The following is a 26,293-nucleotide window of genomic DNA, read 5'->3' as shown; positions in this document are numbered from 1 at the left end:
GTCCACAGCGGCGTACGGCTCAGGCGAGCGCGAGCGTCACGCGGCCTTCGGCGCGTTGACGTCCGACGGCAGCGCCTTCTGCGCGACCTCGACGAGCGCGGCGAACGCACCGGCGTCGTTCACGGCCAGCTCGGCCAGGATCTTGCGGTCGACCTCGACGTTCGCGGCCTTCAGACCCTGGATGAAGCGGTTGTACGTGATGCCGTTGGCGCGGGCAGCGGCGTTGATGCGCTGGATCCACAGCTGACGGAAGTCACCCTTGCGCTTCTTGCGGTCGTTGTAGTTGTAGACCAGCGAGTGGGTGACCTGCTCCTTGGCCTTGCGGTACAGACGCGAACGCTGACCGCGGTAGCCCGAGGCGGCTTCGAGGATCGCCCGGCGCTTCTTGTGGGCGTTGACTGCCCGCTTGACGCGTGCCACTTGTTAACTCCTTGTAGCGGGGCCGTGGTTGTCGTCACATGGCCCGAAATCGATTGGGTCCCGGTCGGAGGTCAGGCGCGCCCTGCGCGCCCGACGTCACTTGCCGAGAAGCTTCTTGATCTTCTTGGCGTCGCCCGGGGCCATCTCGGCATTGCCGGTGAGACGACGCGTCAGACGGGACGACTTGTGCTCGAGCAGGTGGCGCTTGCCGGCGCGCTCACGGAGCACCTTGCCGGAGCCGGTGACCTTGAAGCGCTTGCTGGCACCGCTGTGCGACTTATTCTTCGGCATAGCGCCGTTCTCTCCTCGTCAGTGGCGTTCCGATGCCCGGTCGTTAAACCGGGCACGGTGGAACGTCATGTATGTATCGGTTGACATCCCTGGACTCACGTCCCGGGGATTCCACGGACTGTCGTCCCGGACCCCCCGGAGCCCTCACCCTGGGATCAGGCCTCGGCGGAAGCCTCGGCCGGGGCCTCGGCGGTCTCGGCCTCGGTGGTCTCGCCCTCGGCGAGTTCACCCTCGGCGAGCTCACCGTCGGCGGCGTTCTGCGAGCGACCGGGGTTGGCCTTCGCTTCGGCCTTACGAGCCGCCTGGGCCTCACGGGCCTCGGCCATCGCCTCGGTCTTCTTCTTGTGCGGACCGAGAACCATGATCATGTTTCGGCCGTCCTGCTTCGGGTTCGACTCGATGAACCCGAGGTCCTCGACGTCCGACGCGAGACGCTGCAGCAGTCGGTAGCCGAGTTCCGGCCGGGACTGCTCACGACCGCGGAACATGATCGTGATCTTGACCTTGTCGCCCTGCTTGAGGAACCGGACGACGTGACCCTTTTTGGTGTCGTAGTCGTGCGGGTCGATCTTCGGCCGGAGCTTCATTTCCTTGATGACCGTGTGCGCCTGGTTCTTGCGCGCCTCACGGGCCTTCATGGCCGACTCGTACTTGAACTTGCCGTAGTCCATGAGCTTGCAGACCGGCGGACGCGCGCTCGCCGCCACCTCAACCAGGTCGAGGTCGTACTCCTGCGCAAGCTCCAGCGCCTTGGCAAGCGGAACAATCCCGACCTGCTCGCCGCTGGGACCGACAAGTCGCACCTCGGGAACGCGAATCCGGTCGTTGATGCGGGGCTCGGTGCTGATGGATCCTCCTCGGTAGCACCACACGGCGGTCTGGCGGACAGCCGCGTATGTCTCTGATGACATGTGGACCAACCCCCGCGGGGCATGAAAAATGCCCCGGACGGTACACAGGCGGGGCTCCAAGGAATACCGGAACACCGCCGCGGTGAACCGCGGGGCGCACATTCGGGCGACTCCACCGTCCGTACGGAACGGTGGTGGCCGCCTGACCGGGAGACCCGCCATCCCTGAGGACGGTCGGGTGGGAGATCGGAGCCTCCACTTGTGGGCCGAACACACTGACATACGTCTGGGCGCATCCGGCCGGTCGTTACACAAGGTTAGCAGCTCCCCCGGGCACGCGCTAACCGAGCGCCTTCCGGCTCCCGCGAACGGGGGCCCGTGTGCCGGGCCCTATCGTGTGGGACATGAGTGACACCCCTCCCCAGAATCCCGACTTCGACAGCATGACCCGCGACATCGCCGAGGTCCCCGCGGTCGAGGTCCTCGTGACGGTCGCCGTCAACCTGATGAGCGCCGCCGCCGTGAAGCTCGGTCTGACCGAGGAGGGCGACAAGTACAAGGACCTCGACGAGGCGCGCAAGCTGATCCACGCGCTCGCCGGGCTGCTCGACGCGAGCACGACCGAGATCAGCTCCTTCCACGCGTCCCCGCTGCGCGACGGCCTGAAGTCGCTGCAGCTGGCGTTCCGCGAGGCGTCGATCGTCCCGGACGAGCCGGGCCAGGGCCCGGGCGAGAAGTACACGGGCCCGGTCTACGGCTAGGGCCTGATCCGCCGGAGAGGCCTTGGTTCCTCTTCCTCTTCCGCTCCCGCTTTCTACTGACGTACGTACAAGGGCTCGCCCGGTGGCGTCGTCCCGGCCGGCAGCAGTGCCAGGTCGAGGCCGCGTACCAGGCGGGCCCTCAGTGTCTCGTCGGCGGCGAGCCGCTCGGCGAGCGCGCGGGCGGCCTCGGCCGGGGCCGCGGACGGGTCCAGTACGAGCGCGAGGGTGCCGTCCGCCTGGCCGGGCCCCAGGTGGGCGCGGAGTACGGCAGGCTCGGCGGCCACGGCGGCGCGTACCGCCCCGACCACGGCGGGATCGGCGAGCGGGTCCGCCGTCGTGCGCCCCTCGGCGAGGGCGAGCAGCGCCGAGCCGCTCAGCTCGTACGGCACCGGACCGGCCAGGTCGAGGACGACCGTGTCGGCCTTCTCGTGCGCGGCGGCCTGCAGGGCCTGGTGCAGGGGTACGGCCACGGGGCGGGCCGCCGGGTCCCAGCGGGCCAGCGACTCGGTGGAGGTGAAGGCGGGCAGGGCCGTGCGGTGGCCCGCCTTCAGGGTCGGCACCGCCATGTCGCTGGTCTTCTCGTGGCGCAGTCCGTTCTCGTCCTGCTCCACCTCGCCGAGCACGGCCACGACGGGCACGAGAAGCCGGGCGCCGCTGAGCGCCTCCAGGACCGGCCCCACGGCGGTGCGGTCCTCGGCCCAGGCCGCGAGTGCCGCGCTCAGCCGGGGATCGGCGGAGCCGTCGTCGTCGGGGAAGCCGGAGTCGGGAATGTTCTTGTTCGCCACGGTCCCCGACCCTATCGGGGGAATGCTGCTGCGGTTGTGCGGGTCCCGAAACCTGGCGTTGACGGCTTTCACGGGATTCTCAGCGTTCGCTGACCCACCTCTAACATGCGTCTAACGCCGGGCACAGGCGTGACCCCGAGCATCGCGGAATGGCCCCTCACAGAGCTCGTCGGCGTCACAACCGCCCCTCCGGACGAAGGACCCTTGCCTACATCGTGGTGGCTTCCACCGTCCTCGTGGGCGGTACGGCGGCCGGTGCCGTGTACGTGAAGGCACAGGCGCACGACCGCGACGGCCTCGTATCCTCCTCCTCGGCATCGCCGGACACATCGACCCCGACGCCGTCCCCGGCGTCGGCGGCCGCGAGCGAGGAGGCATCGGTGGAACCTGTGACGGAGGCCTCGGCGGAGCGGGCCGCGCGGCTGGGCAAGGCGATGGACGCCGTGACCGTCGAGGACAGCACCCAGGTCTCGGTCGCGGTGCTCGACGTCGCCTCCGGCGAGAGCGCCGCGTACGGCAAGGGGACCTTCGACACGGCGAGCATCGTCAAGGTCGACATCCTGGCGACGCTGCTGCTCCAGGCACAGGACGCGGACCGGCATCTGACGGCGACGGAGAAGACGTACGCCACCGCGATGATCACGAACAGCGACAACGCGTCCGCGTCCGCGCTGTGGGACATCATCGGGCAGGCGGGCGGCCTCGACGCCGCGAACAAGCGGTTCGGGCTGACCGGTACGTCCGGCGGGGACGGTGCGCTGTGGGGGCTGACCCAGACCACGGCCGCCGACCAGCTGACCCTGCTCCAGCAGGTGTTCGGGGACGACTCCGAACTCAGCGAGGCCTCGCGGACGTATCTCCAGGGGCTGATGGGCGAGATCGCCGCCGATCAGCACTGGGGGGTGTCGGCGGCGGCCGACGGCACCGCGTGGGCGCTGAAGAACGGGTGGCTGGCGCGGAGTACGACCGGGCTGTGGGACATCAACAGCATCGGGCAGGTCACTGTCGACGGGGACGACTACCTGGTCGCGGCGTTGTCCGACGGCAACTCGACGAAGGCGAAGGGGATTTCGGTGGTGGAGGCGGCGGCGAGGGCGGCGGTGGCCGCGTTCGGCTCCGCGTGAGTCCGGGGGAGGCCGGGGGTCCGGGGGTCCGGGGGTCCGTAAGGGTGCGGGGTGTTCGGTTGGGTGCGGGTTCGTCGTGGCTGGTCGCGCAGTTCCCCGCGCCCCTGTCGGGGCGCCTCTGGCCGAGCCCCTCTTACAGGGTCTCGCCTGACACGTCCTGACCCGAGAACCTGCGGCCTCGCCACAGGAGTACCGACGTGGCCAGCAGGAGCACACCCGCGCCGCCGGCCACCGGGCCCAGCCAGCCGGACGGCTGGTCGTCCTCCTCGGGGGCGTCCGGGCCCGTGCCGAAGTACTTCTGACCGTACGCGGCCGCGCGCGTGTTCTCCGGCTTGAGGCGGGCGCCCGCCGCGATGGCGGCCGCGGGGTCGACGAAGCCGAAGCCGCGGGAGTCGTCGCGGCCGCCGCTGGGGGTGTCGCGGGCGGTGTCCTCCAGGAGCTTCTTGATCTGCGCCGGGGACAGGCCCGGGTGGGCCGCCTTGACGAGCGCGACCGCGCCGGAGACGAACGCGGAGGCGGCGCTGGTGCCCCAGCCCTCGTAGTACCTGTCGTCCGGATCGGCGATGACCACGTCCACGCCGGGGGCGCTGACCGTGGCGTACCAGCGGCGGGTGGAGAACGAGGCGCGGGTCCCGTTGCTGTCGACGGCCGTCGCGGCGATCACGCCCGGGTACGCCGCCGGGTAGGAAATGTGGTCGCCCTTCTCGCCGCCGTTGCCCGCCGAGGCGACGACGACGGCGCCCTTCTTCAGGGCGTACTGGACGGCGGCGTCCTCGGACGGCTCCGGGTGGGCGGACTTGGAGTCGTCGCCGAGGGAGAGGTTGATGACGTCGGCGCCGTGGTCGGTGGCCCAGCGGATGCCCTCGGCGAGGGCGTTGCCCCGGGTGTTGCGGGCCCTCGTACGGGCGGTGTCGCCGTCTTCGAGGATGACGCGGACGGGGAGGATCTTCGCCTCCGGGGCGATGCCGAGGACTCCGTCGCCGTTGCCGACGCCGTGTCCGTGGCCGGCGATGATCCCCGCCATGGCGGTGCCGTGCCGGGCCCAGGCGCGGTCACCGCGCTGCGCCCCGAAGCCGACCATGTCCTTTCCCGGCAGGACGTTGCCGACCAGGTCCGGGTGCTGGTCGTCGACGCCCGTGTCGAGGACCGCGACGGTGATGCCCTGCCCCTTCGTGGTCCGCCATGCCTGCTGGGTGTGCATCGCGTCGAGGGCCCACTGCTGGGCGCGTATGCCGTCGGCGTGCGCGGCGGTGGACGGGAGCAGGGCGAGGGAGGCGGCCAGCAGCACGCTGAGGACCCCGGCCCGGTGAGGGGCCCTGGGAGTGGCTCTGCGAGTCGTTCTGCGGGTTGCCTCGCGGGGGACCCTGCGGGTGGCCTTGCGGGTCATGACGGCTTCTCCGTGGCCGAGCCGACGGTCTTGCGGAGGCTTCGCTCGACGCGGTCGGCGAGGCCCTGCGCGTCGTTGCCCAGGCCCGCCTGGGCCGGGGTCGTGGTCGAACCCGGCTTGATGGCGTCCTCGGCGGGCTGCGGGGCGGTGACGACACGGCCGTCGGCGAAGCCGGAGACGGCGAAGACGACGACGGGGGCGTCGGTGAGGACCGACACCGTCCAGGACGCGCGCTGGGCGTCGCCGAACCCGGCGGCGACGGTGTCCTTGGCGGCGTACGCACGGGGCATCAGGTCGCTGCGCCGGTCGAGACCGTCCCGCTGGAAGCGGGCCTTCAGGGAGGTCATCACCGCCGCGTCCGCGTTGGTGAACAGCAGGCCCACGGTGGTGACCTGGCTGTGGGTCGCGTCCGTGTAGGTGGCGCGCAGCAGCCGCAGACAGCCGACCGGGGCGAGGACCTTGCGCAGGAGCGGGTCGAAGGCGTTGGCGCAGCCGCTGTCGGGGGCGACGGCGATCCGGGTCCAGGTGCGGTCGGCGCCGCCGGGGCCCGCGCCCTGGCCCTGCACGGTGGGCGGGAAGAGCTGGTCCACGGGGACGCTGTGCCACAGGCTCCCGGCCGCCACGAAGGCAGTGCGCGCGCTGTCCGCGTCCGGGTCGTTTCCGGTCAGCCAACTCCCGGTCACGGCACCGCCGATGAGGCCGAGGCCCAGTACGGCAGAGGCCGCGGCCGTCACGGCCCGGTGCCGGGTGCGCGCGCCGACGGGGCGCGGGCGGGCGGTGTCGCCGTCGTACGACCTGTACGCGTCGTAGGACTCGTAGATCTCGGGCTCCGCGAACGACACGAAGGGGCGTCCCGTGCCGGGGGGTTCGGTGGGCGGCTCCGCGGGGACAGGCCGCAGTCGCCCGGTTGTCTCGGTGGTCCCGTCCTCGGGTTCGGCGGTCCGCGGACCGGACGGCGGGGCGTCGGGAAAACGGGCGGAGGGCGGGGGCGGGGGCGGGGGCGGCGACACGGGGGCGGTACGGGTGCCGGGGAAGCCCGGCGGCTCGGGGGCGTCACCGGCACCCGGCGCCGCCGAAGGCGTCGTCGTGGCGACGGAGGCATCGGCGGAGGGCTTCGAGTCGTGCCAGAGCCGGAAGGGCCGCGGTGCGCGGGCGCCGGAGCGCGGCGCGGGGCCGCGGGGGGCCGGAGCCGCGCTCCCGGCGGAGCCGGACGGGGCCGGCCGCCGGGAGTCGCCGGCCGGGCGCGGTGTGTCCGTGGTGGACGCGCCGGGCGACAGCGGCGTACGGGGGGCGCCGCCCGCGCGTGCGGCCGCGTCGGCGGAGGTGCCGGTCGGCTCGGGCCGCCGGGACTCGCCGGCCGGGCGCGGCACGGCGTCACGGGTGGCACCGGGGCTCTGCGTCCCGCCCGTGGAGGGGCCGGACGGTGGGGTCATGGCGTCGTCCGCCGAGGACGACCGGTCCCGGCGGGGCGGGCGCGGAGCGGGGACGTCCCGTGTGGCGGAAGGCTCCGCCGGGCGGCGCGCGGGGGGCCGCGGGGCCGCCTCCGAGGACGCCTCCTCGGGACTCGGCATCGACCAGGACTCACCCACCACGGACGGCTCCGTCCGGCGGGGTGGCACAGGCTGCCAAACGGGCGCCGAAGGCATCTCCTCCGGACCCGCAGGCGACCAGGAATCACCCGCCCCCGACGACTCCACCCGACGGGGCGCCGCAGGCCGCCAAGCGGGCGCCGAAGGCATCTCTTCCGGACTCGCAGGCGACCAGGACCCACCCGCCTCCGCCGACTCCACCCGGCGAGGGGCCGCAGGCTGCCAAGCAGAGGCCGAGGATGTCCCCTCCGGGCTCGCTGGCGGCCAGGACTCACCCGTCACGGACGGCTCCGTCCGGCGGGATGGCGCAGGCTGCCAAGCGGGCGCCGAAGGCGTCTCCTCCGGACTCGCAGGCGACCAGGACCCACCCGCCTCCGCCGACTCCACCCGGCGAGGGGCCGCAGACCGCCAAGAAGAGGCCGAGGACGCCTCCTCCGAGCTCGGAGGAGGCCAGGACCCGCCTTCCACCGACGACTCCACCCGACGGGGCGCCGCAGGCCGCCAAGCGGGCGCCGAAGGCATCTCTTCCGGACTCGCAGGCGACCAGGACCCACCCGCCTCCGCCGACTCCACCCGGCGAGGGGCCGCAGGCTGCCAAGCAGAGGCCGAGGATGTCCCCTCCGGGCTCGCTGGCGGCCAGGACTCACCCGTCACGGACGGCTCCGTCCGGCGGGATGGCGCAGGCTGCCAGGCAGAGGCCGAGGGCGTCTCCTCGGGGGTCGGCAGTGACCAGGGCTCGCCGCCCACGGGTGGCTGTGCCGAGCGGGGCCGCCAAGTGGCGCCGGAGGGCAGGTACTCAGGGCGGGGCGGTAGCGCGTCTCCCCTCCCGGCAGGCCGCTCAGGCCTCCCGGCAGACCGCTCGGGCCGCTGCGGAGCCGCCGGGGGCGGTGGCGCCGCGGCGTCGGGCGCGGGCGGTGTTTCGGGCCGCTGCGGGGTGGCCGGACGAGAAGGCGCGGAACTCCCCCGCCCGACGGACTCTCCGAACCCCGGCGCCGAAGCCGGACGAGAGGACATCCCGGAAATCCCCTGCCCAGCGGGCGCCTCGGACCCCGGCGCCGAAGCCGGCCGGGGCGGCACGCCGTCCCGGCGCGCAGAAGCCCCTCCGGACCGCGGCGGACCCGCAGGGCGCGACGGCGGAACACTCCCGCCGTCGCGATCCCCCGCCCACGACGGGGACACCGGACGGGAAGGCGCTCCAGGCCCCCACGCAGGGCGGCGCAGCATGCTGTCGCCGCTCGCCGGGGCTCCCGACCGCGGCGACGACGACGGGCCGGAAGACACCGCGTCACCACCCGTGGAGGACGCCTCGGACCTCGGCGCGGGCGCCGTACGGCGCGGTGTGCTGTCGTCCCCCGCCGGCGGTCCCGACCGCGGCGACGACGACGGGCCGGAAGGCGCTGCCTCACCGCGCACGAAAGACGCCTCAGATCTCGACCCGGGCGCCGGACGGCGCGGCGCGCTGTCGTCACTCGTGAGGGATTCCGTGCCCGTGGGAGTCGTCGTCTCCTCGGGGGAGTCTCCCGGTGGCTGTGCCGGGCGGGGTGGGGTGGCCGGGCGTGGCGGGATGGAGGCGCGGCGCGCTTCCGTACTCATGCACCCCCCGTTTCCTCGTACCCGGGCAACCGACCCGGCCCGGAGTCCGCCGGGCCGTTCACCTGTACGGAAGGAACCACCTCGGCGACTCATCCGTCACGAGCACGCATACCCGTACCGACGGACCGTCATCCCGGACACGACCCGCCCGGACAAGGTCGTTCCTCCCTGCGTGCGCGTCACTCTACGGGTTGACATGGGCAGGGAGGGAACCAGTCCACGACCCCGCGGCATCTGCCCGGAACGTCCCCCTACCCTGCAGTAATGGAGTCTGGCAGGCTTCGGGCATGACTGCCCGCGCCGCAGACCGGGCCCGCTACGACCGGGCCACCGCTCACCTCGACGCCCCTCTCGCGATCGTGGACCTGGAGGCCTTCGACGCGAACGCCGACGATCTCGTCCGCAGGGCCGGCGGAAAGCCGATCCGGGTCGCCAGCAAGTCCGTGCGCTGCCGCGCCCTGCTCGAACGCGTCCTGGACCGGGACGGCTTCGCGGGGATCATGTCCTTCACCCTCGCCGAGTCGATCTGGCTGGCCCGCTCCGGCTTCGACGACATCCTGCTCGCCTACCCCTCCGTGGACACCGGGGGCTTCGCCGAGCTGACCTCCGACCCCAAGCTGGCGGCCGCCGTCACCGTCATGGTCGACGACCCCGCCCAGCTCCGGCTGATCGACGAGGCCCGCCGGGGCGGCACCGAAGTCGTGCGCGTCTGCCTGGAGTTGGACACCTCCCTCAAGCTGCTCGGCGGCCGGATCCGGGTCGGGGCGCTGCGTTCGCCGCTGCACTCGCCCGCCCAGGTCGCCGACATGGCCCGCGCCGTGGTCGGCCGCCCCGGGTTCAAGCTGGTGGGGATCATGGCGTACGAGGGGCATATCGCGGGCGTCGGCGACGCCGTCGCGGGGCGGCCGTTCCGGTCGCGTGCGGTCCGGCTGATGCAGGCCACCGCCCGTAAGGAACTCGCGCAGCGGCGCGCCGAGGTGGTCCGCGCGGTACGGGCCGTGGAACCGGACCTCGAATACGTCAACGGCGGCGGCACGGGCAGTGTGCAGCACACGGCCGCCGAGGACTCGGTCACCGAGATCGCGGCGGGATCCGGACTGTACGTTCCGCGGCTGTTCGACAACTACACGTCGTTCAGCGGACGTCCGGCCGCGCTCTTCGCCCACCCCGTCGTCCGCAGGCCGGGCGTCGGGGTCGTCACGGTGCTCGGCGGCGGCTACCCGGCCTCGGGCGCCCCGGGCCCCGACCGGCTGCCCGTGCCCTACCTCCCGGAGGGGCTGCGCTACGACCCCCAGGAGGGCCCCGGCGAGGTGCAGACGCCGCTGCTCGGCTCCCCCGCGGACGACCTGCTCATCGGCGACAAGGTGTGGTTCCGGCACGCCAAGGCCGGCGAGCTGTGCGAGCGGTTCGACTCACTGCACCTCGTCGAGGGCGACACGGTGACGGAGACCGTCCCGACGTACCGCGGAGAGGGCCACACCTTCCTCTGAGGCCGGGGTCGCCACCACTGAGGCCGGGGCCGCTACCGCGACGGGCCGATGCTGCTCCCCACTCCCCCGCCCGGGTCCGCGTCGCCCACCGGCCGGATCCCGTCGGTGATCCTGTCCATGTCGGTGAGCGGCGGCCCGTCCGCACCCGCGTCGAACGCGAAGCGGACGATGACGAGCGCCTGCGTGCCCACCGTGGACGGGAACGCCAGTGACTCGACGTACCCGCCGGGCCCCACCCCGGTCCTGACCCGCCAGCGCACGAAGTACCCGGCGCGGCCCGCGACGGCCGCCGAACCCGCCGCCACCTGCCGGTGGGAGGTGATGCCTCGGTAGGGGCGGCCGTCGAGGAGGTCGCGGTCGTACGCGGTGCGCGCGGCGTCCGTGATGTCGTGCTCGGCGAGGACCTTGGGGGACTTCTCGTCGTTCGCGGTGACCGTGCGCGAGACGACCCTGCCGTGGCGGCAGACTCCGGGGTCGCCCGGACAGTCGTAGGTGCCGGGAGTGGTCATCACGACATCGTCCTCGGCCACGTACCGGGGCCGGACCCAGCCGTCGAGCAGCGGCAGGGTGATGCCGTTGAGCTCGTCCACGACGACGGACGGTCCGGACGTGGACGGGGCGGGTGACGGGGAGCCGGTGCCCGCGGGCGCGGCGGTCTCCGCGGGCGCGGCGGACGGCGTGGTCCGCGCGGCCGCGTCACCGCCCCCGCCGGCGTCTCCGTTGCGCCGCAGGAGTACGGCGCCCGTGACGATCGAGGTGACCAGGACGACTCCGGCGACGACGAGCGCCACGGCCTTGGCACGGCGTGGGCCGCCGCCGACGGGTTCCGGCGGCGCCAGGGGCACTTGGGCGGCCTCGGACTGCCGCCGGTGGTCGGTCCACGCGCTGCCGTCCCACCAGCGCTCGACGAGCGGGTACGACGGGTCGCGGTACCAGCCGGGCGGTGGCGTCATGCTCATCCCGGCACTCTAGGACCCACCCCGAACGTCAGTACACGGTGCTTCCGTGGACGGTGTCCTTCTGGTCGGGTACGACCGAACCGTCGCCCCTGAGGACGGGTTCCTTGCCGCCGTCGGTCGCGTTGTACGCGTTGGTCGAGCACGGATACGGCTCCGGCCTGCGCGGCAGTGGGGCGATGAACATCGGGTTGATCACCCAGCGGCCGTCGGCGTCGTCGTACGCCCGGCACATGAGTTCGCTCTTGTTGCGGTTGAGGACGAGGTGCGCCCCGGTGGCGTCGCCGACGAAGGTCACGTCGGTGTCGGCGTCGCCGGCCGCGAGCGCGGGGCGGTGGCGCGGGTCCTGCCGCTGCCAGGCCGCGGCGCCACGGACGCCGTAGATCTCCTGGTTGATCCAGCAGCGCTTGCCGTCGATGTACGGGATGGCCTCGCCCCGGGTCGCGGGTACGCCCCCGCAGCCCTGGTTGGAAGTGGTGATCCGGCCGTGCCGGTCGAGGACCGACCGGATGGCGATCGTGTGCCGGGCGTCGATGCCGACGCCGCGCGACCAGACCTCGGTGACCGGCTCGGAGCCCGCCGAGACGACATAGACGTCGAATCCGGCCCGCTGGAGCGTACGGATCAGATCGCGCTGCTGGTCGTAGTGGCGGACGTACGCGGGGAGGGTGTGGGTACCGAGGGTCCGCGTCGCGCCGAGGGGTGCGGCGAGGGCCTCCGCGCGGGCGTGGCGGGCGTACGAGGTCAGTTCGGCGATCGTGCGGCCGGCCAGGAGCTGGGGCACCCAGGCGTACTGGGGCAGGGTCCGCCGGTGGTTCCAGGTGCCGGCGAAGGCGGCGGCACCGCTCATGGTCCGGCCGTTCTCGCGGATTTCGAGGATCTCGTCGGTGCAGCGGGGCTCGGCCGAGGTGGGGAGGGGCACGCCCACGGCCGCGGTGGTGCCGCAGGCGGCGGTCAGGGCCCGGTCCGCCGCGTCCGTGAGCCACTGGCTGGTGTCCCGCCAGCGCGCGGGGCGGAGGATCCTGTCGTGCCGCAGGGCCCAGGTGAGGGTGGCGTCGGTGACGTCGTTCCTGGTGACCGTGTTGTCCCAGTCGAAGACGGCGACCGGGGAGGTCTCCCCCGCCGGAGCGAAGCCGACAGCTTGGGGGAGGCCGCCGGGGCGTCCGGCGCAGCTGCCGCGTTCGTCGATCACCTGTTGGAGGTGGGCCCGGTTGTCGCCGTACCAACTCCCGGACAGGCGGGGGCAGTTCCGGTGTGCCGTCGCGGCCGGGGCGGTGGTGGCGGCCGCCAGGGCGGTGGCCGCCACCAGAGTCCACGCGAGAAGGTGTCGCATACGACGTGGACCGTACCGTTCTGTCCCCTACAGGGGCGTGACGTACGCGCCCGAGATCCCTCCGTCCACCAGGAAGTCGGAGGCGTTCACGAAGGAGGAGTCGTCGCTGGCGAGGAAGGCGACCGCCGCGGCGATCTCCTCGGCCTCGGCGAACCGGCCGACCGGGATGTGCACGAGACGGCGCGCGGCCCGCTCCGGGTCCTTGGCGAACAGTTCCTGGAGGAGCGGGGTGTTCACCGGCCCCGGGCACAGGGCGTTGACCCGGATGCCCTCGCGGGCGAACTGGACGCCCAGTTCGCGGGACATGGCCAGCACACCGCCCTTGGAGGCCGTGTAGGAGATCTGCGAGGTCGCGGCGCCCATCCGGGCCACGAAGGACGCCGTGTTGATGATGGAGCCCTTGCCCTGGCGGCGCATGTAGGGGATCGCGGCCTTGCAGCACAGGTAGACGGAGGTGAGGTTGACCTCCTGGACGCGCTTCCAGGCCTCCAGACCGGTGTCCAGGATGGAGTCGTCGTCGGGCGGCGAGATGCCCGCGTTGTTGAAGGCGACGTCGACGGAGCCGTAGGTGTCGAACGCCGTCCTGAAGAGCGCCTCGACCTGCTCGGGGTCGGTGACGTCGACCTTGACGAAGATCCCGCCGACCTCGTCGGCGGCGGCCTTGCCGCGGACCTCGTCGACGTCGCCGCAGACGACGTGGGCGCCCTCGGAGGCGAGCCGGCGCGCGGTGGCGAGACCGATGCCGCTGCCGGCGCCGGTGATGACGGCGGTACGGCCGACCAGGCGGCGGCAGATGTTCTCTTCGGTCGCGGTCGCGGTCGGTTCGGTGGCTTCGGTCACTGTGCGGGGCCCTCCGTGCTGATGAAGACGTTCTTGGTTTCGGTGAAGGCGGTGAGCGCGTCCGGACCGAGCTCGCGGCCGATCCCGGACTGCTTGAAGCCGCCGAAGGGGGTCCAGTAGCGGACGCTGGAGTGGGAGTTGACGGACAGGTTGCCCGCGCGGACGGCCCGCGAGACGCGCAGCGCCCGGCCGACGTCACGCGTCCAGATGGACCCGGCGAGGCCGTACTCGGTGGCGTTGGCGAGCCGGATCGCGTCGGCCTCGTCCTCGAAGGGCAGGACGACGGCGACGGGGCCGAAGACCTCCTCGACGGCCACGCGCGCGTGCGGCTCGACGTCGGTGAGGACCGTGGGCGGGAACCAGAAGCCGGGCCCCTCGGGGGCCTTGCCGCGAATGCCGGGGATGCCGGCGGTGTCGGCGGTGTCGGCAGGGACGTAGGACCGTACGCGCTCCAGTTGCGCCCGGGAGATCAGCGGGCCCATCTGCGTCTGCTCGTCGGACGGGTCGCCGACGACGACGGACTCGATCGCGGGGGCGAGGAGGTCCAGGAAGCGGTCGTAGGCGGAGCGCTGGACGAGGATGCGGGTGCGGGCGCAGCAGTCCTGTCCCGAGTTGTCGAGGAAGGACATGGGGGCGGCTGCCGCCGCGGCCTCGATGTCGGCGTCGGCGAAGACGATGTTGGGGCTCTTGCCGCCGAGTTCGAGGGTGACGCGCTTGAGCAGGGCCGAGCCTTTCGCCAACACCTGTTTGCCCACAACCGTTGACCCGGTGAAGACGATCTTCGCGACACCGGGGTGCTCGACCAGCGCGTTGCCGGCGACCGGGCCCGCGCCCGGCAGCACCTGGAAGAGGTGCTCGGGAAGGCCCGCCTCCAGGGCGAGTTCGGCCAGCCGCAGTGCCGTCAGCGGTGTCGTCTCGGCGGGCTTGAGGACGACCGCGTTGCCGGCCGCGAGCGCCGGGGCGGTGCCCCAGGCGGCGATCGGCATCGGGAAGTTCCAGGGCGCGATGACCGCCACGACGCCGAGCGGTTCGAGGATGGTCACGTCCAGACCGCCGGGCACGGGGATCTGGCGGCCGGTCAGCCGCTCCACTCCCCCGGCCGCGTAGTCGAGCAGATCGCGTACGTTGCCCGCCTCCCAGCGGGCGTTGCCGATGACGTGCCCGGCCTCGCGGACCTCCAGCCGGGCGAGCTCTTCGAGGTGGTCGTCGACGACGACGGCGAAGCGGCGCAGCAGCCGGGCCCGCTCGCCCGGCGCGAGGGCCGCCCATCCGGCCTGGGCCTTCGCGGCCCGTACGACCGCCGCGTCCACGTCGTGCGCGGTGGCGCCCGGGACGGTGGCGAGAACCTCCTCGGTCGCGGGGTCGAGTACCTGGAGTTCGGACTGCTCGGACTGCTCGGACTGCTCGGACAAGAAGGGCCTCACATGCGTTCGAAGGAGCGGCGCAGCTCCCAGTCGGTCACCGCGGCGTCGAAGGCTTCCAGTTCGACGCGCGCCATGTTGCGGTAGTGCGCGACCACCTCGTCGCCGAAGGCGGCCCGGGCGATGGGGCTGTTCTCCCAGAGCTCGGCGGCCTCGCGCAGGGTGGTGGGCACATGCGCGTACTCCGCGGTGTACGCGTTGCCCGCGCACGGCTCCGGCAGCTCCAGCTTCTGCTCGATGCCGTACAGGCCGGCCGCGACGAGTCCGGCGACGGCCAGGTGCGGGTTGACGTCACCGCCGGGCAGCCGGTTCTCGAAGCGCATCGAGCGGCCGTGACCGACGACACGCAGCGAGCAGGTGCGGTTGTCGTACCCCCAGGCGACGGCGGTCGGCGCGAAGGAGCCGGGCTGGAAGCGCTTGTACGAGTTGATGTTGGGGGCGTAGAGGAGCGAGAAGTCGCGGAGGGCGGCCAGCTGCCCGGCGAGGAAGTACCGCATGACCTCGGACATCCCGCCGGGGTCCTGGGCGGAGCCCGCCATCACATTGGTCCCGTCCGCGTCCGTGAGCGAGAGGTGGATGTGACAGGAGTTGCCCTCGCGCTCGTTGTACTTCGCCATGAAGGTGAGCGAGACGCCCTCCTGGGAGGCGATCTCCTTGGCGCCGGTCTTGTAGATGGCGTGCTGGTCGCAGGTGACGAGGGCCTCGTCGTACTTGAAGGCGATCTCGTGCTGACCGGGGTTGCACTCGCCCTTGGCGGACTCCACGGTCAGCCCCGCGGCCTGCATCTCGTTGCGGATGCGGCGCAGGAGAGGCTCGATACGTCCGGTCCCGAGCACCGAGTAGTCGATGTTGTACTGGTTCGCCGGGGTCAGACCCCGGTAGTGCGCGTCCCAGGCCTGCTCGTAGGTGTCCTTGAAGACGATGAATTCGAGCTCGGTGCCGACCTGGGCGGTGTAGCCGAGTTCGGCCAGGCGGTCGAGCTGGCGGCGCAGGATCTGGCGGGGCGCGGCCACCACCGGGGAGCCATCGTTCCAGGCGAGGTCGGCGACGAGCAGGGCGGTGCCCTCGTTCCAGGGGACCCGCCGTAGGGTGCCGAAATCGGGGTGCATGGCAAAGTCGCCGTAGCCCCGGTCCCACGAGGACATGGCGTAGCCGTCGACCGTGTTCATCTCGGTGTCGACGGCGAGGAGGTAGTTGCAGCCCTCCGTACCGTGTTCGAGGACCTCGTCGAGGAAGAAGCGCGCGGCGAACCGCTTGCCCTGCAGCCGCCCCTGCATGTCGGGGAAGGCCAGGACCACGGTGTCGATCTCGCCGCCCGCGACGAGGGCGTGCAACTCCTCGACGGCGAGCGGGGGTGTGCGGTCTGCCACCGGAAAAGCCTCCTTGGGTCAGCCGAGAGCCATAAGGTATTGCCGAGAACCATTGCTTGGGAAGGGGGCACGACGAGATGACGCGGGCGGAGGCCGAGGGCGGCTTGGACGACCGGCTGACGCCGGTGCTGCGGCCGGTGCGGGCGGGCAACGGTTTCGAGGAGGCGCTGGAGCAGATCCTCCAGGTGGTCCGGCTGGAGCTGGTGCCGGGCGGTGGGCGGCTGCCCGCGGAGCGGGAGCTGGCGGAGCGGCTCGGGATCAGCCGGGTGACGCTGCGCGAGGTGCTGAAGGTGCTCCAGGACCAGGGTCTGGTCGAGTCGCGGCGCGGACGCTACGGCGGCACGTTCGTGGTGCCGAGGGCCGACACGCCCGGTGAGGACGAGCTGCGGCGCCGGTTCGCCGAGGTCGACATCGAGGACGTACTGCGCTTCCGCGAGGTGCTGGAGGTGGGGGCGGCGGGGCTGTGCGCGACGCACGGGCTCTCCCCGGAGCAGGCCGAGCGGCTGCGCGAGGCGCTGGCCCGCACGCACGAGGCGCCGCTCACGGACTACCGGCGCCTGGACACCCTGCTCCATCTCACCCTCGCGGAGCTGAGCGGTTCGCCGTCGCTGACGGCCCAGTACGCGGCCGTCCGCGCCTCCGTGAACGACCTGCTCGACTGCATCCCGCTGCTGGTGCGCAACCTGGAGCACTCCCAGCGCCAGCACACCGCACTGGTCGAGGCCGTGCTCGACGGGGACGCGGACGGGGCACGGGAGATGATGCGGGAGCACTGCGCGGGAACGGCGGCGCTCCTGCGGGGCTTCCTGGCGTGAGCCGGCGCCGGGTACCGTGCACACACCGTCAAAGGTATGAGTGCATTCCATTGAATCCGGTTGGGAGCGCGGTGTGGACAGTGCGGGTGGTGCGGGCAGTGCGAGTAGTGCGGCCGGTGTGGGCAGACCGCTGATCGGCGTGAGTACGTATCTGGAGGCCGGGGCGCGCTGGGGCGTGTGGGAGCTGGAGGCCGCGCTGCTGCCGGTCGGCTATCCGCGGCTCGTCCAGGCCGCGGGGGGTCTCGCCGTGATGCTGCCGCCGGACGACCCGGCGCACGCCGCTTCGGCGGTCGCCCGGCTCGACGGCCTGGTGATCGCGGGCGGCCCCGATGTCGACCCGGTCCACTACGACGCCGAGCGCTCCCCGCGGACCGGGCCGCCGGCCCCCGAACGCGATGCCTGGGAACTCGCCCTGATCCGGGCCGCGCTGGCCGCCGGCACCCCGCTCCTCGGCATCTGCCGCGGTATGCAGCTCCTCAACGTCGCCCTCGGCGGCACGCTCGTCCAGCACATCGACGGGCATGTGAAGGACGTCGGAGTCTTCGGGCGGCACGAGGTGACGCCGGTGGCGGGGAGCAGGTACGGGGTTCTCGCGCCGGAGCCGTGCGCCGTGCCGACCTATCACCACCAGGCGGTCGAACGCCTCGGCGAGGGGCTGACGGTTTCCGCGCACGCCTCGGACGGAACGGTGGAGGCGATCGAACTCCCCGGTCCCGCCTGGGTGTTGGGAGTCCAGTGGCATCCGGAGATGGGCGAGGACCTGAGGGTCGTGCAGGCGTTGGTACGAGCCGCTGCTTGAGCCGGGCAGCTCTTTTTGCGTCCGGGAGCGGAGCCCCTGGGGATGGGATGGGACGGCAGGGGGGCGGGGCGAGGCAAGTTCGTGGTCTACGCGCCGCGTGTCAGCGACAACAGGTCCCGGGCCGGCCCCGTGGGCCGGTGCCCCGTGGGCCAGACCGCCCGCAGATCCCGGCGGAGCCGGACGTCGGACAGCGGGATGTTCACCAGCCTGTGGGTCGACAGCTCCTCGCCGAGGGCCAGCTCGCTCAGCACGGCGGGCCCCGCCCCGCTGACCGCCGCGGCCTTGACCGCCGTCGTCGAGGAGAGCTCGATCAGCGGCCGGGCCAGACCGCCCAACGCCGCGTCGAGGACCTGCCGCGTCCCCGAACCCTCCTCCCGGAGGATCAACGGGGTCGTGGCCAGCTCCGCCCCGGCCAGGGACGCCCGGCGCCGGGCCCACGGATGCCCCGGGGCCGTCACCACGATCAGACGGTCGTGGGCGATGACCGTCGAGTCGAGGCCGGCGGGCACCGACAGCCCCTCCACGAAGCCGAGGTCCGCCTCCCCCGCGAGGAGCCGCTCGGCGACGGCCGTCGAGTTCCCGGCCAGCAGCGACACCGCCGTGTCCGGCCGCTGCCCGCGCAGCGCGATCAGCCACCCCGGCAGCAGATACTCGGCGATCGTCATGCTCGCCGCCACCCGCAGCCGCGAGTCCCGCCGGTCCCGCAGCGCCTGCGCCCCCGCGTCGAACGCCTCCGCCGCCTCCACGACCCGCCGCGCCCAGTCGGTGACCAGTGCCCCGGCGTCCGTGAGGCGCGAGCCCCGGGGCGAGCGGTCGACGAGCGCCACACCCAGTTGCCGTTCCATGGAACGGATCCGGCTGCTGGCCGCGGGCTGGGTGATCCCCAGTTCCCGTGCCGCCCGCCCGAGACTCCCGAGCCGGGCCACCGCGAGCAGCAGCTCCAACGCCCCGAGATCGGGCACCCGGTGCGCGATGCCGACCGCGACCGGCCCCCCGGCGTCCCTGGCCCCGGCACCTTCGGCCGGTTCCCCCGACCGGCCGCTCTCCTTCGGTCCCGCAGCGCTCGTACCCATAAAGCCAGCTTATGCCCCCATAGACCCGTGCTCCCTGGTGGGGACCTCGTCCCGGCGCGACCGTGGACCCATGGTCACCGCAGCCCAGCCCTTCCGACCGATCCCCGCCTCCGCCCTCGCCCCCGCCTCCACCGGAACCGCCGAGACCCGGCACCCGCGCGCCGCCGCCGTCCGTCACCTCGGTCCGAACTGGTACGCCTCGGTCATGGGCACCGCCATCGTGGCCACGGCGGGCGTCGGACTCCCCGGCGACGTCCCGGGCCTGCGGGCCGGCTGCGCCGCCGTCTGGGTCCTCTCGGCCGTCCTGCTCATGGCCCTGCTCGGCGCCCGCGCCCTGCACTGGAGGCACCACCGCGACCAGGCCCGCGCCCATCTCCTCGACCCGGCCATGGCGCCCTTCTACGGATGCCTGTCCATGGCCCTGCTGGCCGTGGGCGGCGGCGCCCTCGTCGTCGGCCGGGACTGGATCGGGACACGGGCGGCGGTCACCGTGGACGCCGTACTGTTCACCACCGGTACGGCCGTCGGCCTGGCCGCCGCCCTGACCATCCCCTACCTCATGGTCGTACGCCATCGCATCCGGCCCGACCAGGCCACCCCCGTCTGGCTGCTGCCCCTCGTCGCGCCCATGGTGTCGGCCGCCCTCGGGCCCCTCCTCGTCCCCCATCTCCCGCCGGGCCAGCCGCGGGCGACCCTGCTCCTCGGCTGCTTCGCGATGTTCGGGCTCAGCATGCTGGCCGCCTTCGTGATGCTGCCGGTGATCTTCACCCGGCTGATCACCGCGGGGCCGCTGCCGCTCGCGCTCACCCCGACGCTGTTCCTCGTGCTCGGTCCGCTCGGGCAGTCCACGACCGCGGTCGGCAAGTTCGCGGACTTCGCGCCGGGCGTCGTACCGGCCCCGTACGACCAGGGCTTCGAGATGCTCGCCGTCCTCTACGGCGTCCCCGTGCTGGGCTTCGCGCTGCTCTGGCTGGGGCTCGCCGGCGCGCTGGTGGTGCGGGCCCGCCGGCAGGGCATGGGGTTCGCGATGACCTGGTGGGCGTTCACCTTCCCGGTGGGGACCTGCGTCACCGGCGCGGAGGCACTGGCCCGGCACACCGGGCTCGTCGCCTTCGACGGGCTCGCGATCGCCCTGTACGCGCTGCTCGTGGCCGCCTGGTGGGTGACCGCCGTCGGCACCGCGCGCGGTCTGGTCAGCGGCGAGCTGCTCGCAGCGCCGCGCTGAGCCCGCCCGGCGCGCTGAGCCCGCCCGGCGCCTGTGCCAGCGACGGTCCGTACCAGGTGAGCAGGCGGCCGTCGACGAGCGCGCAGGGCACGCCCTCGAACGCCTCGGGTCCGTCGTCGGCCGTGAAGCGGTACGGCTCGTCGGGCAGGACCACGAGATCGGGGGCCGCGGCCCGGAGTTCGGGGAGGGGGACGCGGGGGTAGCGGTCCGCGTGGTGGGCGTACACGTTGTCGACGCCCAGGCGCGCCAGCATGTCCCCGGCGAAGGTGTCCCGGCCCAGGACCATCCAGGGGCGGCGCCAGATCGGCACGATCGCGGTCGTACGGCGGTCGGGAGCGGGCTGCCGCGCCCACGCCGCCTCCGCCTCGCCGAGCCAGCGCGGCCGGGTCCGCGCCCCGCACGCGTCGAGCACCCTGGCCAGCTCGCGGAAGGCCTCCGGTACGTCCCGCACCTCGGTGACCAGGACCTCGATCCCCGCCTCCCGCAGGGCGGTCAGATCGGGCTCGCGGTTCTCCTCCTCGTTGGCGATCACCAGGTCGGGGGCGAGCCCCACGATCCGGTCGATCCCGGGGTTCTTGGTGCCGCCCACGCGCACGACGTCGAGGTCCGGCGGATGGCTGCACCAGTCGGTCGCACCCACCAGGGCGCCGGGGACGGTGACGGCCACGGCCTCGGTCAGCGAGGGCACGAGCGAGACGACACGCACTCCGGTGGCCCCTCTAGGCACTGCGGGAGGTCTCGTCGTCATCGCGGGAAGTCACGTAGATATCGCGGGCAGTCTCGTAGGTGTCGCGGGAGGTCTCGTGGGTGTCGCCGGAGGTCTCGGGCACGGCACCAGTATCGCAACGGCTCCCGCGGGAACGGCTCAGCGCCTGCCGAAGCTCTGCCGGTCCTCCACCGCCTCGATGTGGTCGGCGACCTCGACCACGACCACCCGGGTGTCCGGCACGGTCGCGCGCCACCGGTGCCGCACTCCGCCCGTGAGGTACAGCGTGTCGCCGCGCCCCAGCCGGTGGGCGCGGCCCTCCGCCTCGACCTCGACGGCGCCGTCCGCGACGTACATCAACTTGTCGTTGCGGTGCTGGAGTTCACGGCCCTCCTCGTGGTCGCCGGTGAACTCCGTGGCGTGCAACTGGTGGTGACCGCGCACGAGGGGGCGCATATGGGCGTCGGGAGTGAACTCGGCGCCGGCATCGGCGCGCACGACATCGACGCTGCACGCCGGGTCGGCCGCGGCGAGCAGCTCGACGGCGGTGGTGCCCAGGGCGTCGGCCACTCTCTCCAGGGAAGTCCGGCTGGGCCGGGCCCGCTCGTTCTCGACCTGGCTGAGGAAGGGCACCGACAGGCCGCTGCGCTCGGCCACGACGGCGAGGGTGAGCTCCAGCGCCCGGCGCCGCCGCCGCACTGCCGCGCCCACCCGAAGGGGCTGTTCTTTGTGGTCGCCCATCGCTCCGGCTCCCTCCCACGCGTCGTCGGTCCGCTGCCTCGGTCTGACACTTCGACTGCTGCTTCGCTCATGCTTCGGTCTCGTGCCTTGGTCTATCGCATCGCTCTACAGCATCGCTCCAGTGGCTCTACAGCATCGCTCTAGCGCTTCGGTGCACCGCTCCGGTCCACCACTTCGGCACACAACTTCTGATGAGTTGTTTGCACCCTACGCATGTTCGGCAAACCGTTTCATGCACCCGTCACATCGCTGACACATCGGAGGAGCCCGAGGGTCACAATTCGCGCCAATAGACGAGTTGTCCCGACTCCCCCGGCGCCGCGCCCTCCCGCGGCACGAAAAGGCTGACCAGCAGGGCCGGATGCCCGTCCGTGGCGGTGAGCAGGCCCGCCGAGGGGGTGGCGAACGGGCGACTGCCGCCGTGGGTGCGGATGGTCAGCCGATCAGCCCGCCCGGTCGTCGGATCATAGGCGTACGTCCGCCACCTGCCGAAGCCCCCGCACCCACGCTGACTTTCCGTCAGAAACAGTCTTCAGCCGCCGAGTTCGAGGGCCGACGGGCCGCTGATGCTGCCGCCGCTCCCCCGCGGCTCCAGGGCGCGGGGGAGCCACCGGTCGGGCACGGCGTGCCAGGTCGCGAAGTCCTTGAGCCTGGCGCGGAGTTCGCGGTCGGTGTCGCACCGGGCCCGGTGCGACCGGTGGGCTCGACCGTGCCGTCGTGCGCGGAGGCGATGTCCGGCGTGCCCTCGGCGCAGCGCGAGAGGACGCGCGGTGCGCCGTGGGCGTGGGCGGCCTTTCCGGCCGGCCGGGCGCCGAGATCGGGGGAGCCGCGTACGGCGATGTGGTTGTCCGGATCCTTTTCGTACACAAGGACGTATCCGCCATGGCCGTCGGCGGCCACCCCTCGACGCACGTCCGTCCGGCTACCGCGGAGTCATCCGCCCCACCACGTCCGGGTGCTCCTTCAGCCATGCCGCGACGGCGGCCTCCTCATGACCCTGGCCGCGCTGCTTGATCTCGCTCTCCAGGGAGCCGAGTTCGGCCTCGCTCATCCTGAAGTTCTTGATCCACTCGGTGAGCTGCGGATACCGGTCCGGGAACTTCGCGCTGGAGATGGTCCGGATGGTGTTGCCCTCGCCGAAGAGTTTCTTGTCGTCCGCCAGCTTGGTGAGCCCGTACTCGCTGTACGCCCAGTGCGGCGACCACAGGACGACGGCGACCGGCTGCTTCTTGGCGTACGCGCGCTTCAGCTCGGCCAGCATCGCGGGCGTGGAACCGTCGACGACCTTGTACTCCTTGTCCAGGCCGTAGCCCGGGAGCACCTTCGTCTTCAGGAGGTTCATCTCGCCGGTGCCCGGTTCGATGCCGATGATCCGGCCGCCGAAGGTGCCCGCCCTGCCCTTCAGATCCGCGAGGGACTTGACGTCCTTCACGTACGAGGGCACGGCGATCTCCAGAGAGGTCGGCTCGTACCAGGTGCCCAGGTCTCTCAGGTCGTTCTTGTGCTGATCCCAGTAGTTCGACTGGGCGTACGGCAGCCAGGCGTCGAAGTTGAGGTCGAGGTCGCCGGAGGCGAGGCCCGTGTAGACGGGACCGACGTCCATCTGCTTGAGGTTGAGCGTGTAGCCGCGCCGCGCCAGCACGTTCTTCCAGAGGTAGGTGACGGCGACGTCCTCGTCCCAGGGGAACCAGGCCACGTCCAGCGGACGCCTGGTCTCGGCGGCGGCCGTGGAGCTCTTGACCGGGGCCAGCTTGTCGACGACACCGGGGTTCCGCTTCAGCCAGGCGCGCACGGCGTCCTGCTGCTTGCCCTTGCCCGCCTTGTTGATCTCCGCCTCAAGGCCGGTGAGCTGCTGCTCGGTCATCCGGAAGTTCTTCAGCCACTGGCCGACGACCGGGTTGTCCTGCGCGAAGCCCTTGCGGGAGAGCGTGTGCACGCCGTCGCCCTTGCCCCAGGCGCCCTTCGGGTCCTTGAGCTTCTTCAGGTCGTAGTCGCTGTAGGCCCAGTGCGGCGACCACAGGGTGACGACGATCGGCTCCTTCTTGGCGTACGCGCGCTTCAGCTCGGCCAGCATCGCGGGCGTGGAGCTGTCGACGACCTTGTACTCCTTGTCGAGGCCGTACGCCTTCAGGACCTTGGTCTTGAGCAGGCCCATCATTCCGGCGCCGGGCTCGATGCCGGTGATTTCACCGCCGAAGGTGGCCGCCCTGCCCTTGAGGTCCGCCAGGGAGTCGACGCCCTTCATGTACGAGGGCACGCTCAGCTCCAGCGAGGTGGGTCCGTACCAGGACCCCAGGTCGTCGAGCCGGCTGCCGTACTTCTTCCAGTACTGCTCGTGCGTGGTCGGCAGCCAGGAGTCCGTCTCGAAGTCGATGTCGCCCTGGGCCATGGAGGTGTACAGCGGGCCCGCGTCGAACTGCTTGGTGTCGACCTGGAATCCGCGCTCCTGGAGGATCTCCTTCCACAGGAAGGTGGAGGCGACGCCCTCGTCCCACGGGATGTAGCCGATGGTGATCTTCTTGCCCCCGCCGACGTTCTCGCCGTCCGCCGCGGTGGACGACGTACCCGAACCGCCGAAGATGCCCATGCCGCCCGCGACCAGCGCGAGCACGACGACGCCGGCCATGGCGACGGCGGGACGCGGGCGGTAGGACCAGAGCTTCAGTCCCTGCGCGGCCCGCAGTCTGGCGGCGGCGCGGCGGCCGAGCGGGGAGACCTGGGCGCCCAGCGCACTGGTCATGCGGTCGAGGTAGATCGCCAGGATGACGATGGCGACGCCCGCCTCGGAGCCGAGGCCGACGTTCAGCTGCCCGATGGCCTCGTTGACGTCGCCGCCGAGGCCGCCGGTGCCGACCATGCCCGCGATGGCGGCCATGGACAGGCCCAGCATGATGACCTGGTTGACGCCCGCCATGACGGTCGGCAGGGCCAGCGGCAGCTGGATGCGCAGCAGGGTGTCGCGGGGTGTGGTGCCGAACGCGTCGGCGGCCTCGACCAGTTCCTTGTCGACCTGGCGGATGCCCAGCTCGGTCATGCGGACACCGGGGGCCAGCGCGAAGATCAGGGTGGCCACGATGCCGGCGGGGGCGCCGGTGCCGAAGAAGAGGATCGCCGGGATGAGGTAGATCATCGCGGGCAGCGTCTGCATGAAGTCCAGCACCGGCCGGACGATGCCGCCGACCCGGTCGGAGCGCGCCGCCCAGATGCCCACGGGTACGGAGACCACGAGTGCGATGAGCGTGGCGACGAGGACCAGCGAGAGGGTCACCATCGCGTCCTCCCACAGTTCGAGGGAGTCGATGAAGGCGAATCCGACGAAGGTGAGGACACCGGCGGAGGTGCCGCGCAGCCAGAACGCGATCACCGCGAAGATGCCCGCGAGAAGCAGCGGTTGGGGCGCCTGGAGGACGGCGTCGATACCGTCGTACGCGCCCTGGAAGACGGTCTTGAAGAAGTCGAAGAGCCACGCCATGTGGTTCAGCAGCCAGTCGACGGCGCTGTTGACCCAGTCGCCGAAGGGGATCCTAGGCACCGGCCGTCACCGCCTCGTCCCGAGGGCTGGCACAGCGTGCGGGGGTCCCCTGCTCGTCGGCGAGGAAGGCGACGAGGCACCGGCGGGTGACGACGCCGACGAGTTCGCGCCGCTCGTCGAGGACCGCGACCGGGTGGGTGAGGCGTGCGCTGATCGCGCAGAGGTCCACGAAGGAGGTGTCGGGGGTGGCGGTCTCGCAGTCGCAGTCCGCCTCGTCGCCGCGTACGTCGGTGTCCATGACGGCGTCGGCGGTGAGCACCCGGGCGCGGTCGACGTCCTGGGTGAAGGCGGCGACGTAGTCGTTCGCGGGGCGCACCAGGATGTCCTCGGCGGTGCCGGTCTGGACGATGCGGCCGTCGCGCATGACGGCGATCCGGTCGCCCAGTCGCATGGCCTCGTTGAGGTCGTGGGTGATGAAGACGATGGTCTTCTTGAGCTTCTTCTGGAGCTCGATCAGCTGGTCCTGCATGTCACGCCGGATCAGCGGGTCGAGGGCGCTGAACGACTCGTCCATCAGCAGCAGGTCGGCGTCGGTGGCGAGCGCGCGGGCGAGGCCGACGCGCTGCTGCATACCGCCGGACAGTTCGTCGGGCCAGGACTTCTCCCAGCCCGCGAGCCCCGCCAGTTCCAGGGCCTTGGTGGCGCGTTCCCTGCGCTCGGCGCCCGGTACGCCCTGGACCTCAAGGCCGTACGCCGCGTTCTCCAGGACACTGCGGTGCGGGAAGAGCGCGAAGTGCTGGAAGACCATGCTGATCTTCTTCGAGCGGACCTCGCGCAGTGCGCGGGCGCTGAGCCCGGTCAGGTCCTGGCCGTCGAAGCGCACCTGTCCCGCGGTGGGTTCCAGGAGTCCGTTGAGCATGCGCAGCAAGGTGGACTTGCCGGATCCGGACAGGCCCATGACGACGAAGATCTGGCCGGGTTCCACCGTGAAGGAGACGTCGATCACGGCGGCGGTGATGCCGTCGGCGCGCAGCTCCTCGCGGTCGGCTCCCTGCCGGAGCCGCTCCATCGCCTCTTCGGGTCGTCTCCCGAACACCTTGTACAAACCCTCGGCCTCAAGCCTGGCTGACACGTGTGCCTCTCGTTCGGACGCTCTGGGCGTTCTGGTTCGGACGCTCCGAGCGCTCTGCTCGGCGCTGTCGGTAGGAACGGCTGAAAACAACCGGGTCCGTTCCGATGCCGCGCCTGCCC

Annotated in this window: 22 protein-coding genes; 6 read left to right on the top strand and 16 right to left on the bottom strand. The window is 72.2% G+C overall.

Features of this window, described 5'->3' with window-relative positions:
- Nucleotides 1-36 precede the first annotated feature (36 nt).
- The 3 genes from rplT to infC form a co-directional block, all read right to left on the bottom strand.
- Nucleotides 37-420 carry a 50S ribosomal protein L20 gene (rplT, locus tag RV986_RS41350; RefSeq protein WP_007495403.1) on the bottom strand — a complete coding sequence of 128 codons (384 nt, stop codon included), beginning with the start codon at nt 418-420 and terminating at the stop codon, nt 37-39.
- 96 nt (nt 421-516) lie between these two features.
- Nucleotides 517-711, bottom strand: coding sequence for a 50S ribosomal protein L35 (gene rpmI / locus RV986_RS41345; RefSeq protein ID WP_007829094.1), 195 nt, complete (start codon nt 709-711; stop codon nt 517-519).
- Nucleotides 712-866: 155 nt separating this feature from the next.
- Nucleotides 867-1,583, bottom strand: a complete 717-nt coding sequence (infC, locus tag RV986_RS41340; protein ID WP_475924622.1) for a translation initiation factor IF-3 — start codon at nt 1,581-1,583, stop codon at nt 867-869.
- A gap of 383 nt (nt 1,584-1,966) precedes the next feature.
- Between infC and RV986_RS41335 the strand changes: the two genes are divergently transcribed.
- Nucleotides 1,967-2,323, top strand: coding sequence for a DUF1844 domain-containing protein (locus RV986_RS41335; RefSeq protein ID WP_475922301.1), 357 nt, complete (start codon nt 1,967-1,969; stop codon nt 2,321-2,323).
- 53 nt (nt 2,324-2,376) lie between these two features.
- Here RV986_RS41335 and RV986_RS41330 read toward each other — a convergent pair whose 3' ends face one another.
- Nucleotides 2,377-3,108, bottom strand: a complete 732-nt coding sequence (locus tag RV986_RS41330) for an SseB family protein (protein WP_475922300.1) — start codon at nt 3,106-3,108, stop codon at nt 2,377-2,379.
- Nucleotides 3,109-3,257: 149 nt separating this feature from the next.
- On the opposite strand from RV986_RS41330, the gene RV986_RS41325 reads away from it, so the two are divergent.
- Entirely contained in the window at nt 3,258-4,232 is a 975-nt protein-coding gene (locus RV986_RS41325; RefSeq protein ID WP_475922299.1) for a serine hydrolase, read from the top strand.
- 133 nt (nt 4,233-4,365) lie between these two features.
- On the opposite strand, the gene mycP is transcribed toward RV986_RS41325, so the two are convergent.
- Together mycP and RV986_RS41315 are read right to left on the bottom strand one after the other, a co-directional pair.
- Nucleotides 4,366-5,619 (bottom strand): type VII secretion-associated serine protease mycosin, encoded by a 1,254-nt coding sequence (mycP, locus tag RV986_RS41320; RefSeq protein WP_475922298.1) that lies wholly within the window; start codon nt 5,617-5,619, stop codon nt 4,366-4,368.
- Complete coding sequence (locus tag RV986_RS41315; RefSeq protein WP_475922297.1) at nt 5,616-7,211, bottom strand: hypothetical protein; 1,596 nt, start codon at nt 7,209-7,211, stop codon at nt 5,616-5,618. Before RV986_RS41315 ends, mycP begins: the two co-directional genes overlap by 4 nt.
- A 1,877-nt stretch (nt 7,212-9,088) precedes the next feature.
- Between RV986_RS41315 and RV986_RS41310 the strand changes: the two genes are divergently transcribed.
- Nucleotides 9,089-10,291 (top strand): amino acid deaminase/aldolase, encoded by a 1,203-nt coding sequence (locus tag RV986_RS41310; RefSeq protein ID WP_475922296.1) that lies wholly within the window; start codon nt 9,089-9,091, stop codon nt 10,289-10,291.
- A 32-nt stretch (nt 10,292-10,323) separates the two neighbouring features.
- On the opposite strand, the gene RV986_RS41305 is transcribed toward RV986_RS41310, so the two are convergent.
- Genes RV986_RS41305 through RV986_RS41285 form a run of 5 tightly spaced genes read right to left on the bottom strand, consistent with a single transcriptional unit; the run spans nt 10,324 to nt 16,211 of the window.
- Nucleotides 10,324-11,250 carry a DUF2510 domain-containing protein gene (locus tag RV986_RS41305; RefSeq protein WP_475922295.1) on the bottom strand — a complete coding sequence of 309 codons (927 nt, stop codon included), beginning with the start codon at nt 11,248-11,250 and terminating at the stop codon, nt 10,324-10,326.
- A gap of 28 nt (nt 11,251-11,278) precedes the next feature.
- Nucleotides 11,279-12,580 (bottom strand): haloacid dehalogenase-like hydrolase, encoded by a 1,302-nt coding sequence (locus RV986_RS41300; RefSeq protein WP_475922294.1) that lies wholly within the window; start codon nt 12,578-12,580, stop codon nt 11,279-11,281.
- A 27-nt stretch (nt 12,581-12,607) separates the two neighbouring features.
- Nucleotides 12,608-13,420 carry a 3-oxoacyl-ACP reductase gene (locus tag RV986_RS41295; RefSeq protein WP_475922293.1) on the bottom strand — a complete coding sequence of 271 codons (813 nt, stop codon included), beginning with the start codon at nt 13,418-13,420 and terminating at the stop codon, nt 12,608-12,610.
- Nucleotides 13,417-14,832: an aldehyde dehydrogenase family protein gene (locus tag RV986_RS41290; protein ID WP_475922292.1), complete on the bottom strand. Its 1,416-nt coding sequence runs from the start codon at nt 14,830-14,832 to the stop codon at nt 13,417-13,419. The genes RV986_RS41295 and RV986_RS41290 overlap by 4 nt, the downstream gene beginning before the upstream one ends.
- 8 nt (nt 14,833-14,840) lie before the next feature.
- Nucleotides 14,841-16,211 carry a glutamine synthetase family protein gene (locus tag RV986_RS41285; RefSeq protein WP_475922291.1) on the bottom strand — a complete coding sequence of 457 codons (1,371 nt, stop codon included), beginning with the start codon at nt 16,209-16,211 and terminating at the stop codon, nt 14,841-14,843.
- A 77-nt stretch (nt 16,212-16,288) separates the two neighbouring features.
- Between RV986_RS41285 and RV986_RS41280 the strand changes: the two genes are divergently transcribed.
- Nucleotides 16,289-17,026, top strand: a complete 738-nt coding sequence (locus tag RV986_RS41280; RefSeq protein ID WP_475922290.1) for a FadR/GntR family transcriptional regulator — start codon at nt 16,289-16,291, stop codon at nt 17,024-17,026.
- 118 nt (nt 17,027-17,144) lie between these two features.
- Nucleotides 17,145-17,825, top strand: a complete 681-nt coding sequence (locus RV986_RS41275; RefSeq protein WP_475924621.1) for a gamma-glutamyl-gamma-aminobutyrate hydrolase family protein — start codon at nt 17,145-17,147, stop codon at nt 17,823-17,825.
- A gap of 86 nt (nt 17,826-17,911) precedes the next feature.
- Here RV986_RS41275 and RV986_RS41270 read toward each other — a convergent pair whose 3' ends face one another.
- Nucleotides 17,912-18,898: a LysR family transcriptional regulator gene (locus RV986_RS41270; protein WP_475922289.1), complete on the bottom strand. Its 987-nt coding sequence runs from the start codon at nt 18,896-18,898 to the stop codon at nt 17,912-17,914.
- Nucleotides 18,899-18,968: 70 nt separating this feature from the next.
- Between RV986_RS41270 and RV986_RS41265 the strand changes: the two genes are divergently transcribed.
- Nucleotides 18,969-20,123, top strand: a complete 1,155-nt coding sequence (locus RV986_RS41265; protein ID WP_475922288.1) for a TDT family transporter — start codon at nt 18,969-18,971, stop codon at nt 20,121-20,123.
- Here RV986_RS41265 and RV986_RS41260 read toward each other — a convergent pair.
- From RV986_RS41260 to RV986_RS41245, 4 genes are all read right to left on the bottom strand, one after another.
- The gene (locus RV986_RS41260) at nt 20,092-20,829 is read right to left on the bottom strand and encodes a helical backbone metal receptor (RefSeq protein WP_475922287.1); all 738 of its coding nucleotides are present in this window, start codon (nt 20,827-20,829) and stop codon (nt 20,092-20,094) included. The genes RV986_RS41265 and RV986_RS41260 overlap by 32 nt on opposite strands.
- 159 nt (nt 20,830-20,988) lie before the next feature.
- Nucleotides 20,989-21,570, bottom strand: a complete 582-nt coding sequence (locus RV986_RS41255) for a helix-turn-helix domain-containing protein (protein WP_475922286.1) — start codon at nt 21,568-21,570, stop codon at nt 20,989-20,991.
- Nucleotides 21,571-22,492: 922 nt separating this feature from the next.
- Nucleotides 22,493-25,102: an ABC transporter permease/substrate binding protein gene (locus RV986_RS41250; protein ID WP_475922285.1), complete on the bottom strand. Its 2,610-nt coding sequence runs from the start codon at nt 25,100-25,102 to the stop codon at nt 22,493-22,495.
- Nucleotides 25,095-26,174 (bottom strand): quaternary amine ABC transporter ATP-binding protein, encoded by a 1,080-nt coding sequence (locus RV986_RS41245; protein WP_475922284.1) that lies wholly within the window; start codon nt 26,172-26,174, stop codon nt 25,095-25,097. The genes RV986_RS41250 and RV986_RS41245 overlap by 8 nt, the downstream gene beginning before the upstream one ends.
- Nucleotides 26,175-26,293 lie beyond the last annotated feature (119 nt).

The organism is Streptomyces sp. RLA012 (assembly GCF_056270325.1).
This window is presented reverse-complemented; position numbering and strand designations above follow the sequence as displayed.